This is a genomic window from Salinibacillus aidingensis, from assembly GCF_055393355.1.
In genome coordinates, this window is record NZ_AP043759.1 from 2,074,982 (window position 1) to 2,090,124 (window position 15,143).

General features: G+C 39.1%; 15 protein-coding genes and 6 tRNA genes. 3 read left to right on the top strand and 18 right to left on the bottom strand.

All coding sequences use genetic code 11. The features are described from left to right. Positions 1–135: 135 nt before the first annotated feature. Positions 136–1,005 carry a hypothetical protein gene (locus ACZ5OK_RS11205; RefSeq protein ID WP_343836991.1) on the top strand — a complete coding sequence of 290 codons (870 nt, stop codon included), beginning with the start codon at positions 136–138 and terminating at the stop codon, positions 1,003–1,005. On the opposite strand, the gene ACZ5OK_RS11210 is transcribed toward ACZ5OK_RS11205, so the two are convergent. The 4 genes from ACZ5OK_RS11210 to rpmG all read right to left on the bottom strand — a co-directional run bounded on the left by ACZ5OK_RS11210 (position 976) and on the right by rpmG (position 3,720). After that, positions 976–2,538 carry a rhomboid family intramembrane serine protease gene (locus ACZ5OK_RS11210; RefSeq protein WP_343836993.1) on the bottom strand — a complete coding sequence of 521 codons (1,563 nt, stop codon included), beginning with the start codon at positions 2,536–2,538 and terminating at the stop codon, positions 976–978. The genes ACZ5OK_RS11205 and ACZ5OK_RS11210 overlap by 30 nt on opposite strands. 67 nt (positions 2,539–2,605) lie before the next feature. Then, complete coding sequence (locus ACZ5OK_RS11215) at positions 2,606–2,803, bottom strand: hypothetical protein (RefSeq protein ID WP_343836997.1); 198 nt, start codon at positions 2,801–2,803, stop codon at positions 2,606–2,608. Positions 2,804–2,881: 78 nt separating this feature from the next. Continuing rightward, positions 2,882–3,442 carry a 5-formyltetrahydrofolate cyclo-ligase gene (locus ACZ5OK_RS11220; protein WP_343836999.1) on the bottom strand — a complete coding sequence of 187 codons (561 nt, stop codon included), beginning with the start codon at positions 3,440–3,442 and terminating at the stop codon, positions 2,882–2,884. A gap of 128 nt (positions 3,443–3,570) precedes the next feature. Beyond that, positions 3,571–3,720, bottom strand: coding sequence for a 50S ribosomal protein L33 (gene rpmG, locus ACZ5OK_RS11225; protein WP_162038818.1), 150 nt, complete (start codon positions 3,718–3,720; stop codon positions 3,571–3,573). 297 nt (positions 3,721–4,017) lie between these two features. On the opposite strand from rpmG, the gene ACZ5OK_RS11230 reads away from it, so the two are divergent. Together ACZ5OK_RS11230 and ACZ5OK_RS11235 are read left to right on the top strand one after the other, a co-directional pair. Next, entirely contained in the window at positions 4,018–4,410 is a 393-nt protein-coding gene (locus ACZ5OK_RS11230) for a hypothetical protein (protein WP_343837002.1), read from the top strand. 1 nt (position 4,411) lies between these two features. Continuing rightward, on the top strand, positions 4,412–4,915 hold the full coding sequence (locus ACZ5OK_RS11235) for a hypothetical protein (RefSeq protein WP_343837004.1): 504 nt from the start codon (positions 4,412–4,414) through the stop codon (positions 4,913–4,915). A gap of 45 nt (positions 4,916–4,960) precedes the next feature. On the opposite strand, the gene phoU is transcribed toward ACZ5OK_RS11235, so the two are convergent. The 14 genes from phoU to ACZ5OK_RS11305 form a co-directional block, all read right to left on the bottom strand. After that, positions 4,961–5,620 carry a phosphate signaling complex protein PhoU gene (phoU, locus tag ACZ5OK_RS11240; protein ID WP_343837006.1) on the bottom strand — a complete coding sequence of 220 codons (660 nt, stop codon included), beginning with the start codon at positions 5,618–5,620 and terminating at the stop codon, positions 4,961–4,963. 16 nt (positions 5,621–5,636) lie between these two features. Then, positions 5,637–6,449, bottom strand: coding sequence for a phosphate ABC transporter ATP-binding protein PstB (gene pstB, locus ACZ5OK_RS11245; protein WP_343837009.1), 813 nt, complete (start codon positions 6,447–6,449; stop codon positions 5,637–5,639). 22 nt (positions 6,450–6,471) lie between these two features. Beyond that, a complete protein-coding gene (gene pstA / locus ACZ5OK_RS11250) occupies positions 6,472–7,350 on the bottom strand; it encodes a phosphate ABC transporter permease PstA (protein ID WP_425542170.1) in 879 nt (292 codons plus the stop codon). Then, positions 7,350–8,294 (bottom strand): phosphate ABC transporter permease subunit PstC, encoded by a 945-nt coding sequence (gene pstC, locus ACZ5OK_RS11255; RefSeq protein WP_343837011.1) that lies wholly within the window; start codon positions 8,292–8,294, stop codon positions 7,350–7,352. Before pstC ends, pstA begins: the two co-directional genes overlap by 1 nt. Positions 8,295–8,383: 89 nt before the next feature. Further along, on the bottom strand, positions 8,384–9,391 hold the full coding sequence (locus ACZ5OK_RS11260; protein ID WP_343837014.1) for a PstS family phosphate ABC transporter substrate-binding protein: 1,008 nt from the start codon (positions 9,389–9,391) through the stop codon (positions 8,384–8,386). Between the two features lie 533 nt (positions 9,392–9,924). Then, entirely contained in the window at positions 9,925–12,054 is a 2,130-nt protein-coding gene (locus ACZ5OK_RS11265; protein WP_343837017.1) for a peptidoglycan D,D-transpeptidase FtsI family protein, read from the bottom strand. 107 nt (positions 12,055–12,161) lie between these two features. Next, the gene (locus ACZ5OK_RS11270; protein WP_343837019.1) at positions 12,162–13,457 is read right to left on the bottom strand and encodes an MFS transporter; all 1,296 of its coding nucleotides are present in this window, start codon (positions 13,455–13,457) and stop codon (positions 12,162–12,164) included. A gap of 122 nt (positions 13,458–13,579) precedes the next feature. Next, positions 13,580–14,191, bottom strand: coding sequence for a superoxide dismutase (locus tag ACZ5OK_RS11275; RefSeq protein ID WP_343837022.1), 612 nt, complete (start codon positions 14,189–14,191; stop codon positions 13,580–13,582). A gap of 252 nt (positions 14,192–14,443) precedes the next feature. Continuing rightward, positions 14,444–14,519 (bottom strand) — tRNA-Phe (locus tag ACZ5OK_RS11280). Positions 14,520–14,522: 3 nt separating this feature from the next. After that, positions 14,523–14,615: transfer RNA gene (locus ACZ5OK_RS11285), tRNA-Ser, on the bottom strand. A gap of 6 nt (positions 14,616–14,621) precedes the next feature. Then, positions 14,622–14,698, bottom strand: a tRNA-Ile gene (locus ACZ5OK_RS11290). 22 nt (positions 14,699–14,720) lie between these two features. Further along, positions 14,721–14,796, bottom strand: a tRNA-His gene (locus ACZ5OK_RS11295). A gap of 10 nt (positions 14,797–14,806) precedes the next feature. Then, positions 14,807–14,883 (bottom strand) — tRNA-Met (locus ACZ5OK_RS11300). 3 nt (positions 14,884–14,886) lie between these two features. Further along, a tRNA-Asn gene (locus tag ACZ5OK_RS11305) sits at positions 14,887–14,961 on the bottom strand. Positions 14,962–15,143: the final 182 nt, after the last annotated feature.

Consider the following 15,143-nt stretch of genomic DNA (forward strand, 5'->3'; position numbering starts at 1 on the left):
CACCTATCTAATCTATATAATAAATTCTGCCCTTATATAGTCTTCGTAAAATTTGTCCTAACATACATTTCATATTAAAAACCGGTCTGTCATACATTTAAGTGAAGACAAGCTTTCAGAAGGAAGGTACTTTTTATGAAAAAAATCAGTAATTTTTTCCTTATTATTCTGATTCTTTCCTTACTTATTGTGAATTTTGATGATCCTAAGCAAAAAGTCATTAAATATTTTCCTTTTGATGAGGATATAAAATTCACGGATCACTCCACAAATTTATCTCTGATTTCCCAGACAGATGAAGATTCCTATAAGCTTCAGTGGGATATTCAATCTAATCTGGAGCAGGACATCTATTTGCGTCAGGATGTTTCCTTATTATTTGTAGATGGAAAGTTAAAAGGAATTTTGAATCAATGGAAGGAAAAAGCCAATGAGCTTAAACAGGAAACTTTGCTAAACGGGGAAGACAGCAGTCACTATGAAGCCATTACCCTTCATCATGGCGAGCTCCACTATCCCGATGATGTAATAAAAAGTATCCAGAAGATGAGTCATGATGAACTTTATGTTATTGATTCCCCCCATTCACCGCTGGAGTCATTTAAAGAACCGGGCAATTCAAATGAAAAAGAGTGGAAAAAAACACTAAACCGGACCAAATCACAGGCATTAAATCACTATTGGAATGAATTGATGCGGCATTACGAATTATCGAGTGAGGATTATCTGGAAATTCCACTTGCTGATCTGTGGCAATATCAGCAAAAGACCCTCCCGACATTAACCAGAAAACAGACAGATCAAGTCATTGGTCAATTGTGGGAAGGCCTTTATCAGAATTATATTATCGGTATTAAAAGTCACCAGGATCAGGAATATAATGCAATCAATACCTATATGCCGCTAATTTTAGTCGATAAAAAAGGAAAGTTCATTTATGTTTTATTCAGAGATGAAAGCGGACAAAATCATCGTTTAATTCAAAGAGTTCCGGAATTCTCCTAAACGGTCCTTTAAGTTTTGAAAATCCTGGTTATTTGGCTTTAAACTAGCAGCTTTTCCGGCATGCTCCCGGGCTTTATCGTACTGTTCCAGATCACTATAGACCAAGGCTAAATTAAAATGAGCATTGGCAAGCTCGGGATTTATCTGAATGGCAGACTCAAAATCTTTTCTTGCCTGCTCTAAATGATTCAATAAATAGTGAGCATTCGCCCGATTAAAATACAGAATTTCATTGGATGTTTCGCCATTCTCAATAACCGGATCCAGTACTTCAATGACCTTTTCATATTTTTCGTTTTCAAAATATTCACTGGCCTTAATAATAGCCGTCTGCGGATTGGTGGAAGCATTCGTCCGCTCAGCTCCATAAATGAGCAGTCCGGATGCAACTGTCACATATACAATGAAGGATGCAATTCGAATCATCGTTCTTCTTCGTTCAGGCATTTGTACAAGGGCTGCAGCCAGAAATCCTCCTGCCAATCCACCCATATGAGCTCCATTATCAATGCCGGGAACAGACAATCCCATAGCGATATTTAAGCCGATGATAAATAATAAATTCGTCCCCATTGTTTGAAAGAATAGCTTCTTATGTTCAAATCCAAAATACAGCAAAGCACCGAACAAACCAAAAATAGCACCAGATGCTCCGGCTGCTACGGAATCATTAAAAGCAAAGCTTGCTAAACCGCCAAAAATACCTGCCAGAAAATAAATTAAAAAGAATTTAAGTGATCCATACATGCGTTCTACGGTATTACCAAGATAATAAAGGGCCAGCATATTCATAATAATATGGGCAAAACCAATGTGCAGAAACATGGAGGAAAGGATTCTCCACCATTCCCCTTCTACCATATAAGGATTAAATTTTGCTCCCCATTCAATAAGGTTCTGTGTATTCTGTGAACCGCCAGGCTGCATTTCAAGAAAGAAAAATACCAGTACATTTATGACCAGCAGTAGATAGGTTAGAACCGGCTTGCCATGGTTGAAAAGAGAGGCGATTTCTTTCTGCTGTTGGCGATGATTGTTCATCATCTGCCTTTTTATTTCCTGAATCTGATTAACGGTGGTCTCTTCATCCTCAGGGAGAATAACTTCCGGTGATTCAGCATTTATACCCGTAAAAAATCGATTTAATTCTTCCATCCGATTCTGCTCATCAAGATAGTAGGTATGTATGATAAGACCTTTCTTATCTTTTAATTGCATCGGCTTTTTTAGAAATTCCCAATCATCAACGGGCTCAAGTTCAGATATGTACAGATTATGAATGATAACCTCTTTTTTTCTGAGGGAACTTTGAATATTTTTTACTCTTCCTAATACAGAAGTAATATCCCGTTTTAAGTGATTGGCCCAATCAAAGTTCTGCAAAAACAAACGAACAACCACGGTCTTTTTATCTATCGTTTTATGAAACCAGATTTCATGGGTTTGTTCATTTGCCTGCAGCAGCTCAAATTGATGCTTCATCATCAGCTGCTGAGCAATTCGCCAAAAATAATATTCATCGTGAATATACATCTCCCACACTCCTTAAGCCCATCATACCATGAATACAATAGAAAAATAAAAAAATAACACGTTCAGCTTAGGTTGCTGAACGTGAGAAGGCTGAAGCCAGAAATTTTTCCCTGATTCCCGGTAACTTCATAAATATACGTGTGGAGATTTTTCGTAGTACATCGACGGAAATGATAAACCTCATAACTTTCATCCGGTTTTGATAAATAAAGAAGATGCCAACGCCCAGTACTCCCAGTAATAAAAAGATGATTAAGTAACGCACATCCTTCACCCCTTCATAATCGTTATGTTTAGGATGTGTTTTTCCCTTTCGTTTATTCGGTATGAACGGGGACTATAATTAAAACAGGACACCATCCTCTGTAACCAAATGCTGCACAGGCATATCATAGTCATCTCTTGGAACAGCAGGGAGAATTTGGCTATTGGCAGCGAGTGATATCGTCACATGTTTAAAATCTTTTAAGAATCGATCATAATACCCTCCGCCAAAGCCTGTTCGATAGCCTTCCCGATCAAACCAGATGCCGGGAACAATAAGAAGATCAATCTGATCCCCTGGGATTTTTACTGTTTGATCAGGATCAGGCTCTAAAAGACCTGCATACACCCTTTCCAATTGATCAAAGCTGGTGATGATAAAGAACTTCATATGATGATTCTGATTTGGATAGCATTTCGGTACACAGACCTTTTTCCCTGTTTCCCAGGCTTTATGTATAAGATAAGACGTGTCCAGTTCAAAGGATTTGGATACAGTTACGCCTATAATATCAGCTTTGTGAAACCATTCGGTATCGATGACATGATTTGAAATTTTCTTTGATAAATGTGCACGCTGAGTTTCACTGAGACTCTTCAGGTTTTGAATTCCCTGTCTGCGCAACTCCTTTTTATCCATATGAACCACCTTTATTAAATACATGCATTTTTATTAAGTGAAACTTCCGTCAGTGGAGGTATTACGGCCAGTTCATGAAAAAAAAGAGTGTTTGAAATCCTCAAAAGGACATCAACACTCTTTTTTACTTATTTAGTCTCACGATGCAATGTATGTTTGTTGCAACGAGGGCAGAATTTTTTCATTTCAATACGCTCTGCATTGTTTCGTTTGTTTTTTGTTGTAATATAGTTACGGTCACTGGATTCAGTGCACGCCAAAGTCACTTGTACTCGCATGGTTCTTTCCCTCCATTCCTATCTGTCAATTCATCTTCGTGCATAAGTCATAATAATCATAAGACTAATTTATAATACCAAATCTTTCTCGGGTATTCAAGGTATGGACGTCAGAAAATTTCCCTTCATTCTTCTTTATCCTAGTTAAGCAGTTTCAATTCCATTTTTTTAAAGCAGAGGTGATAACTGCCATTACAACGTGGAAAAGTCCTATTTTTCTACATGGAAAATTGGTAATAATCCCTTATTCCCTATTCTATTATTCTATGGTATAAATAAACTAAAGGAGTGTCTATCATGATCATAGCATTAATTACATTAGGAGCAGTAAGTCTTGTACTATTTATCCTCTCCTTTTTTACAAATGATAAAATTAAGGATCTTGAGGATCAAATTGAAGACATATCAATTACGTCTTTGCAGGAATCCTATCGTTTAAAAAACAAAATAAAAGTTTTGGAAGAAGAATTGCTCACAGATTCAGCATTTACAGAAAATACTGATATCCCTTCTCCTTCCTCTGATGATGATGACCAGCCGGCCATTTATCAGCAAATTAAAAAACTGTACGATGTAGGCTTTTCCATCGATCAAATTGCCAAAAGTACAGACTTAAAAGTTCATGATGTTCGAGCCATCATTCATCAGCTATATCCTGTTGAACTGGGCCAGCAGGAAGGAGAGGCTTAAAATGAAATATATTTTACGCTCATTTGCTCTGGGAATTCTTACTGCGACCGTTTTGATAGGGGTTATTTATTTTGCGGGGGATTCCAGCTCTGCTAATGAAGAGGCTGCCCTGACCACAGAAAAGGCCACAACCTACCTGGAAAATGAAGGGCTCCATGTTGTGGAGCAAAAAAAATGGAAACAATTAAATCAGACTTTAGCTGATCAACAGGAACAACTGGAAATTGTCAATAATATAGACAATCCTGCAAAAGATGATGAGAAAACGAATAAAGACAGTAAAGAAAAGAACAAGAACAGAATAACCGTTACTATTGATATCGAATCAGGAATGGCGACAAGTGAGGTAGCCAATTTACTTAAAGAAAAGCAAATGATCGATAATGCTGGAGAATTTGAGTCTTACTTAGCTGAACACGGCTATGAAAAGGCCGTCCAAATTGGCAGTTTTGAGGTTCATTCGGATATGGACTTTTATCAGATTGCTGAAACCATTACAAACTAAACTCTAAAAACCACAGTCCCGTATGCAGGACTGTGGTTTTTACTATTATTCGTTTAAATCATAGGTTTCGCCCTTTACTAAATAAAAGATATTTTCTCCAATATTCGTAATATGGTCTGCGTAGCGTTCAATAAACCTTGCACTAAAAGCCATTTGCATCATATACTGGTTGATTTGCGGATTAGATGCGGATTCATCAAGCATTTCCCTGACAACAGTACCGTACATTTCATCGATTTCATCATCCATTTCAGCAAGCTTTCTGGCAAGTGAAATATCCTCATTTTTAAAGGCTTTTATGGCTAACGCTGACATTTCCCTTGCTTTCTCGGCCATCACAGCAATCATTGAATGAATGCTCAATGGATGATCATCCCCCAGATGGATGGCAGACTTGGCAATATTAACAGCATGATCAGCCATTCTTTCTATATCCGATGAAATTTTGAGGGAAATAATAAGCCTTCTTAGGTCCTTTGCAAAGGGCTGCTGTTTCGCAATTAATAATATGGTTTTTTCATTAATTTCCATTTCTTTTTGATCGATTTTATCATCCTCTTCAATGATTGCCTGAGCTTTACTAACATCCTTTTGATATAAGCTTTCAACCGCTTTCTTTAATGCTGAATCACTCATTTCAGCCAGTTCCTGAATTAACTCGTTTACTTTCAGGACATCCCCTTCAAAGTTCTCGCGTATTGCCATTGATTAGCCTCCTCTATTATCCAAACCTGCCTGTTATATAATCCTCTGTGCGTTTATCGTCCGGATTGGAAAACAAATGATTGGTATCAGAAAACTCCACTAACTCACCATTTAGGAAAAAGGCTGTTTTATCTGAAATTCGCGCTGCCTGCTGCATGTTATGGGTGACAATGACGATACTGTATTTTTCTCGTAAATTTTGAACAAGCTCTTCAACCTTCAGTGTAGAGATCGGGTCCAATGCAGAGGTCGGCTCATCCATTAAAATCACATCAGGCTCGATAGCGAGACACCTGGCGATACACAACCGCTGCTGCTGTCCACCTGATAAGCCATAGGCGTTTTCACCCAGACGGTCCTTTACTTCCTCCCACAGTGCGGCATCTTTAAGACTCTTCTCTACGATGATATCCAGATCTTTTTTCTTTTTAATCCCATGAATTCGTGGTCCATAGGCAACATTATCATAGATTGATTTTGGAAATGGATTCGGCTTTTGAAACACCATACCTACCTTTGTTCGGAGGTCTTCTACACTATATCCTGAGTCAAAAATATTTTCCTCATTGTATTTTATCGAGCCCGATGTTTTCACAATCGGAACCATTTCAACCATGCGATTTAACGTCTTTATAAATGTTGATTTCCCGCATCCAGACGGACCAATAATAGCTGTGATTTCATTTTCAGCTATATTCATCGTAATATCATATAAAGCCTGGTCTGCTCCATACCATAAATTAAGATTTGTCACTTCAAAAACAGAATTTTTCTCCATTGGCTTCTTTTCAACTTGTTTATTTACTACCGGTTTTGCCAGCGTAGTCATTTATCCTGTACCTCCTTAGTAATTAATAACGACGTTGAAATTTATTTCGAATATAGACAGCGATAGCGTTCATGATTAACAAAATGATTAACAATATAATAATTCCGGCTGCCGCTAGTAAAGGCCATTCATCTCCTGGTTTACTAATCCAGCTGTATATCTGTATAGGCATAACCGTATACGAGTCCAGCGCTGAATCCGGGAGTGAGTAGATAGCTGTTGCCGCTCCTACAATTAGAAGAGGAGCTGTTTCTCCGATCGCTCTTGACAAAGCTAAAATAGAGCCTGTAACCATTCCAGGTAAGGCAGCAGGCAAAATAACCCTGAAAATCGTCTGCCATTTAGATGCTCCCATAGCCGCTGATGCCTCTTTTAACTCACCAGGTACTGAACGTAAAGCTTCCTGAGATGCAACGACTATAATAGGAAGAACGAGAAGACTCATCGTAAGTCCTCCGGTTAATAGAGAATAGCCAAAGTCCAGCACATAGACAAAAAAGGTAAGCCCAAGTAAGCCAAATACAACAGACGGTACTCCTGCCAGGTTCTGAATATTCATCTGAATGAAAGATGTCAGCCTTCCTTTTTTTGCGTATTCTTCTAAATAAATAGCTGTAGCAATTCCTATGATAATCGAACATAATGCAACAATGACCATTAGATAAAGAGAGCCGATGATGCCGGCCAAAAGTCCGGCCTCTTCCGGGTAAGGTGCTGCAAAATTACGAATAAAGTCCCACGATAAACTCCCCATACCTTGTGAGAGTACTCGGTAAATTAACATCACTAAAACTATCAATCCAATAGTAGTCGCTGCAAAAAACAGGGCATGAAATAACTTATTTTTTGCTGTTCTTCGCTTTCTTCTTTTGTACATATCCACTTGATTTGGTATAGACATTAGTATTCCTCCCTGAATTTACGGGAAATATATTGTGACAGAAAATTCATGGCTAGCGTAAAGACAAATAGTGTAATTCCTACTGCATACACACTATAATAGATCGTTGAACCATAAGCTGTATCCCCTGAGGTACCCTGCACAATAAACGATGTTAAGGTTTGGATGGATTGAGTCGGATCAAGCGTCAAATTTGGAGACTGACCGGCTGCGATGGTAACAATCATTGTCTCCCCAATAGCTCTTGAAATTCCTAACACGAATGAAGCGATGATTCCTGATAAAGCAGCAGGAACCACAACCTTCATGGCTACTTCAAACCGTGTAGCTCCAAGTGCATAAGCTCCTTCACGAATGCTATTCGGCACTGCACTCATTGCATCCTCAGACAGGGATGCAATCATGGGAATAATCATAATTCCTACTACAATCCCCCCACTTAAAGCATTAAAAATTTTAAGTTCCGGAATCACATTCTGTAACAACGGCGTAACAAATGTCAGAGCAAAAAACCCGTAAACAACAGTAGGAATACCTGCCAGGATTTCAATAAGAGGCTTTACAATTCTTCTTGTTCGATCACTTGCATACTCACTCAGAAAAATAGCTGATGCCAGCCCCAATGGAACAGCAACCAGAATAGCAATTCCAGTAATCAGGAGTGTTCCGGTAATCAAAGGTAAAATTCCAAATGAACCTGACCACGGCTTCCAATCTGTATTCAGAAAAAATTCAGAGAACGATACTTCACTAAAAAAAGTAACAGCTGAACTAATTAACGTATATAAAATACCTAATGTCGTTAAAATGGAAACAATTGCACATAAAAACAAAAATACAGGAACAAGTTTTTCAAGTTTTCTTAGCTTTTTTTGTCTTTCTTTTCTGGCATTCATTTTATCCTGAATGGTCCACGTGTTTGATTCTGTCTGCTGAATAGCCATACTTGAACCCCTTTCATCCTTTCATCCTTTTAAAAGCGGAATAGAGGACAGTAACTTCCTGTCCTCACTTGTTCTTTATATACCCTTACTTATTCGTAAATGGACTGTAACTCTTCTAATTGTGACTGATATTTCTCTTCAGGAAGCGCCACATATCCAACTTCTTCGGCACCAGACGCTGCTGCACCTGAAAGTAAGAATTCCGTGAATGCTTGTACTGTTTCCTTATCCTCTAAAGATGCACGGTTGATGTACGTAAACAGCGGACGGGATAAAGGACTGTAACTTCCATCCTGAATCGTCTCAGGGGTTGGCTTAACGGCCCCATTTCCATTATCGATAGCTAGAGCTTTAAGTGTATCTTTGTTTTCAACATAGTAAGCATAACCAAAGTATCCAATGGCATATGGATCATTTTGAATACCTCTTACCAGTAGATTGTCATCCTCTGAAAGGGTTACTCCTTCCCCTTCACGCATTGGTTTTTCTTCAAGAATCGCTTCATTAAAGTAATCAAATGTTCCTGAATCATGCCCTGGAGAATAAATCACAATTTCTTCGTCAGGCCAGGAAGGATCAATATCAGACCATTTTTTATTTCCGCGTTCTGCAAGGAAAATATCTCTTAACTGTTCAACCGTTAGTTCATCCAAAAAGTCATTTTGCTGACTCACAACGACGGACAAACCATCATAGGCTAACACCGTTTCGATTAGTTCAATTCCATTTTCTTCAGCAATTGCCTTTTCTTCTTCCTTAATTGGACGGGAAGCATTACTAAAGTCAATTTCACCTTTAGTTGACCTTTCAAATCCCCCACCTGAACCAATGCTCTCAAGCGGAGTATCAACTTCTGGATATTCCTTCGTAAATTCATAAGTTACATATTCCATGATAGGAAATACGGTTGAAGATCCTGCTAATTTTACAGTACCGGACAGGGAACTATCCTCTCCATCACTATTTTCTTCATTTGCATTTGCACTTTGTGTGTCATTGGCTTCTTCGTCTGGTTCTCCACTATCCCCACAGGCTGCTAAAATCCCAATGGTCAAAACCATCATCATCAAAATAACCAACTTCTTTTGCTTCCACATTTCCTCTTCCCCCTCATTTGTTGAGTTCATTTCCTAACTACAAAACTAATAATAATCCAAAACTATTAACCTCATATAAACCTAATGTAAAAAAAACGTAAAGGTAATAGAAAAGCGGAGGCGACTGTTTAGGCCCGACAAAATATCCGGAGTGGCCGCCTTTTGGCCATGTAGGAGATTATGCTTATGACCGCTAGGGCCCGGGAGCCGCAGCTGGACAAGAAAAGCGTAGGGGACTTGTCCAGACCCGACTGTGTAAGCAAGCCCCATGGAGCGGCTCCAGCCGCGTAGTGGGGCTTGCTTACATCAGCGAGGGTCTAGGCCCCGCAGCTGGACATAGGAAAGCGGAGGCAACTCGAAGCAAGAAAGTACACTTGCTTCTGCGATGCTAATTCTTAGGAGCATTCCTTAGTGTTCAGGTCATGCGGGATAAGGCAAAACGTTAATCGCTGAGTGTTGTTCGAGACGTGATTATGCCTGAATTCTTAACCACAGGTCTGTTTGTTCTCTGCACAAAAAAAGCAGAATGGCCATTAGCCATTCTGCTCGGTTTCACTGCTGTTTTCATTTATCATTTGATTCAGTTCCATATTGATCCCTTTATTCTCTCTCTGTTCTTTTAATTCAAAATAAGCATCTAAAATACGGCTTCCAATTTTGGAGTTTATACCATCACTGGCATCCAGTCCGACATTCGGAACAATAATGGAAAAGGCCACTTCAGGATCATCGTAAGGTGCATAACCTACAAGATTATGGTTTTCCACATCGGCAACCTTTTCAATTTCACCTTTTTCGTTCTCGCCGTAGATTTCATTTTCTGCTGTTCCCGTTTTTCCTGCCGGGTTGTAAGACTTATTCGCAAAAACATGATCTGCAGTCCCGTCCGGATGCTGAAAGACTCTCCTGAAGCCTTCCTGAACTCGATCCAGATACTTGTCATTCATATCAATTCGATTTAAGACTTTTGGCTGAATCCCTTTATACAATTGATTTAGTTCACCATTAGCGGTTGAATTATATATTCCCTGTACTAATTGTGGCTGAAGTCGATATCCGCCATTGGCAATGGTTGAAACATACTGGTTTAATTGTAACGCTGTGTAGGTATCAAATTGCCCAATAGCATAGTCCATAAGCAATCCCGGACCTGGATTATCACCTTTGTAGCCTGTTGCTTCATAGGGAAGATCAATGCCTGTACTTACACCAAGTCCAAATTGATTAAAATAATAACGCAAATCCTGCAGAGTTTTAGAACTGTTCTTAACTTTAGATGATTCATTTTTTACATATCGGTAGTTGGTATAATCTCCACCCATTCTGAGAGCTATATAATACATATAAACGTTTGAAGATTTAGCAAGGGCATCCAAATCATTTACATATCCCAGTGTACGATAGGAACTTTTTTCAGGTGTACTTGCAATTTTAATCGGGGAATCGTAAAAAGTTGTGCCGGGACGAATGACTCCTGATTCAAAACCGGCAAGTACCGTTGCCCCCTTAATAGCTGATCCAGGACGGTGTGCATCATAGACGGTTCGATAGGACTGATCTGAAAACTCATCCTTCTTGTGATCATAGTGCTGACCGGACATCGCTAAAATTTCGCCTGTATTAGGATCAGACATGACAACTAAAGCGTCCTTAAAGTGTTGATTCTTACCTGGATATTTATCAATAATTTTTTTCATTTCTTCTCTTACAATTTCATCGACCCGATTCTGCAGCTCGATATCAATAGTGAGTTTCAGGCTTTTTCCCTGCTTGCCTTCGCGTATAAGCTTTGAATCAATGATATTTCCTTCTTTATCCGTAACATATTCCACCAATTCTTTTTGACCGGCTAAGGTGGATTCGTATTCTTCTTCCAGAAAGCTTTCCCCAACCCTTTCATTTCGACCATATTGCCGGGAAAGATAATAATCCAGTTTTTCTTTAGGAAGTCCCTCTTCCAATGAGGTCATACCTCCAATAAAATTCGAGAAAGTCGGATGAAATATTTTGTTTCGTTTCCAGTCGGTCGTTACATTTATTCCAGGCAGTTCACTTAAATGCTCGGCAACCGTTGCATATTCTTTTTCTGAAATATTACTATTTTTAACGACATGCGGTGTTAAAGCGGGCGCCTGATCCAGTTCCCGTTTAATCGCAATAATTTCCAAATCTTCTTCACTTAATTGCTGTAAGTCTTCTTCCGTAACCTTGTCGAGGACTGCATAGTATTGTTCCTCATCACTTAAATCCTCTTCCTTGGAAGATAGACGACTGTATGCTTCATTTCTATTTTTCATAATCCAGTAGTCCTGTTTGTCTCTTTTAGTAACCTTATCCGGTTTCTTTTGTATATATTTTGACAGTTTTTCTGCAAGTTCCAGTCTATCCTTTGGCTGAACATTTTTTGGAGGGGTATAGGTAATGGCGTATCTTGGTTCATTTTCAACCAGCAGACGACCATAACGATCATAAATTTCTCCTCTTGGTACAGGATTAGAAATCGTTGTGTCTTCCGTCCGGTTGACTTCACTCTGTGCTGCATCCCCATGCAAAATTTGAACAACACCAAGCTGTATAATTAAAAAAGCAAACAGCAAAAAGATTAAGAAAAACAGTATATTTAAACGTAATGGTAAGTGTGATTTTGATTTCTTTGGAGTCAAAGGGTTCCCCTCCCCCTATTCCTGTTGTTTTTCTATATTATAGCATGACTTGAGCGATTTTGACATGAATATTCCTTCCTATATCGGCTAATCATTCTCTATCCTGATTAACGATTCTCATCCTCTGCAACCTCTTTATTAATTAAAGGTTTATTTTCCTTTTCTACATTTTCTTCATTCGGTTTTTTCCCTGGGAGGTGAATATCCCGAAAGAAATAAGAAATCGCTAAGTGCCCGATACCCATTGTAGCGAGCAGGTAAGGAATACTTTTATCAGTGTCAAACAGATAGGTGACAATAAGAAACAGGAGAATAGAGCTTACCCTCCCTGAATTCAGAAACAACTCACGGACTACGATATATTCAATCCGCTTCTCTTTTGCCATCCATGAAGTCCCTATGACATCATAGGAAATCGAAAAATAAGGTACATAAATGATTGGATAGGCAAAACCTATAATCGCTGCATAGATGAGTAAAACGGTATAGCTTTTGAAGAAAATAATCAGGTAAATGGACGTATACAGTATCAGCCCGCCAATTAAGATTGAGGTTTTACGGAACTTAGGTTTTATTAATCGGGTCGCAAGGTAATAGACAAAAAAGGAAAAGCCGGAAAATATCAGGTTAAATGTTCCCAATGCAAATTCACTGTCGGTTATTAAAAAGACCCAGATAGAGATGACAAATAAAAAGATCCCCTCTCTTAATCCCTGAGAATAATTAGCCTGTAATACCCGCTTCCAGTTGTTATTATTATTTCTTTCTTTTAAGATAATTCGAAAATTATACTCTCCCTCTGCACTTCTGCGATTAAGGAAGAAGCTGCAGATAACGGCTACGACAAATAAAACTAAAGAAATGGTAAATATAGTGGTATAGCCTGTGTTAGCCTCCATTTTTGAAATGATGAAACCGGCAGAAATGGGACCAATCATTCCTCCCAAAGACTGAAGCAATCCAAAAAAACCGTTAAAAAAGTCTCTGGTTTCCGGTTCTGTAATTTCAAAGGTTAACACATGAAAGGCCAGCCAATAAAAACCATACCCAATGCCTAATATACCTCCTAATATTACGTTGTACTTTTCCGCATAATCCCCCATAATTAATACAGTCAAAAAAAATAGGGATAAAAAAGTTACTCCCAGTCGTAAAACAATTACACGGTCGACTTTTTTAGCCCATCTTCCTGCCAGAATAAAGGTTAGCGGCTGCATTATATAAACAGCCAAATTATAAAAGGCAATGGTTGCATAATCACCAGCCTGCTTCCAAAGAAAAATATTTACAAATGTGTTGGAGAGAAAGATACTAATGGAATATAAACCACCAATAGTAAGCAGCAAAATCAAATCACGATTAACATCTACATGACCAACAATCGCTTTTAGTTTTTCGCTCATATTTCAAACCCCTTTTCTCTACACCTTATTTTCTTCAGAAACAATAACGATATTCAGGTTACAGAGAAAAGAGGTCATAAAAAAAGCAGGGCACAATGCCCTGCTTTTTTTATACAGTTTTATTATTTTGCTGCCTGATAGCGCTTTTCAACTTCATCCCAATTTACAACATTCCAGAAAGCTGCAATATAGTCAGGACGCTTATTCTGGTACTTAAGATAATAAGCATGCTCCCAAACGTCCAGTCCTAAGATTGGTGTTTTGCCTTCCATTAGAGGAGTATCCTGGTTAGGCGTACTTGTGATTTCAACATCTCCATTGTTCACAACTAACCAAGCCCAGCCTGAACCGAAACGTCCAGCTGCAGCAGCTTTAAATTCTTCTTTAAATTTATCGTAGCTGCCAAACTTAGCATTAATTTTCTCCGCAACTTCACCTTTTGGTTGTCCGCCACCATTTGGTGACATTACTGTCCAGAAAAGACTGTGGTTCGCATGGCCACCACCATTGTTACGTACAGCTGTACGGATATCCTCTGGAACAGCATCAAAATTACCAAGAAGGTCTTCAAGAGACTTGTCCTGCAGATTTGCATGTCCTTCAAGTGCTGCATTAAGTTTTGTTACATAAGTATTATGGTGTTTTGTGTGATGAATGTTCATCGTTTCTTTATCGATGTGTGGTTCTAAAGCATCGTATGCATAAGGTAATTCTGGAAGTTCAAAATTAGCCATTATAAATTCCTCCTTTTATTATATGTAATGCAAAGGAAAACATCATCCATATAGTGTTATTCCTTTATATTAAGATTAACAATCGTATTCACATGATGCAACAATTTTGCTGTATATTTTCCCACACATGTTAATTATGACCAAAAATCCAACGGCTCAGTACCGTAAATATTAAATAACGTAAAAAAGCAAGCAGATTTTAATCTGCTTGCTTTATATTACTCTATCGGAAAGGAGACATTCATTTTTATATGGTGGCTCGGGACGGAATCGAACCGCCGACACACGGATTTTCAGTCCGTTGCTCTACCGACTGAGCTACCGAGCCTTATGGCGGAGGAGGAGGGATTCGAACCCCCGCGGGCCGTGAAGCCCCTGGCGGTTTTCAAGACCGCTCCCTTCAGCCGGACTTGGGTACTCCTCCGTAATTTGGTGGACCCTGCAGGATTCGAACCTGCGACCGATCGGTTATGAGCCGATAGCTCTGACCAGCTGAGCTAAGGGTCCTTATGAATCATTCTTTTCTAAATGGGGCGACTGGTGGGAATCGAACCCACGGATGCCGGAGCCACAATCCGGTGCGTTAACCACTTCGCCACAGCCGCCATATGTAATTGGTAGCGGCGGAGGGGATCGAACCCCCGACCTCACGGGTATGAACCGTACGCTCTCGCCAGCTGAGCTACGCCGCCATATGGCTCCACCGGCAGGATTCGAACCTGCGACCGATCGGTTAACAGCCGATTGCTCTACCACTGAGCTACGGTGGAATAATAATAATGGATTGAAATAAATATTGAATTTCAGCGACAAGATACAATTTAACATGTTTAGCTTAATGTGTCAACATTTATTTCGTGATTAATTTCAAGAACATATGTAAATATAGCATGTCCCCCTTTATGTTTCAAGGGGTTTTTAAAGATTTTCTTTATAAAATAGAAAATATCCC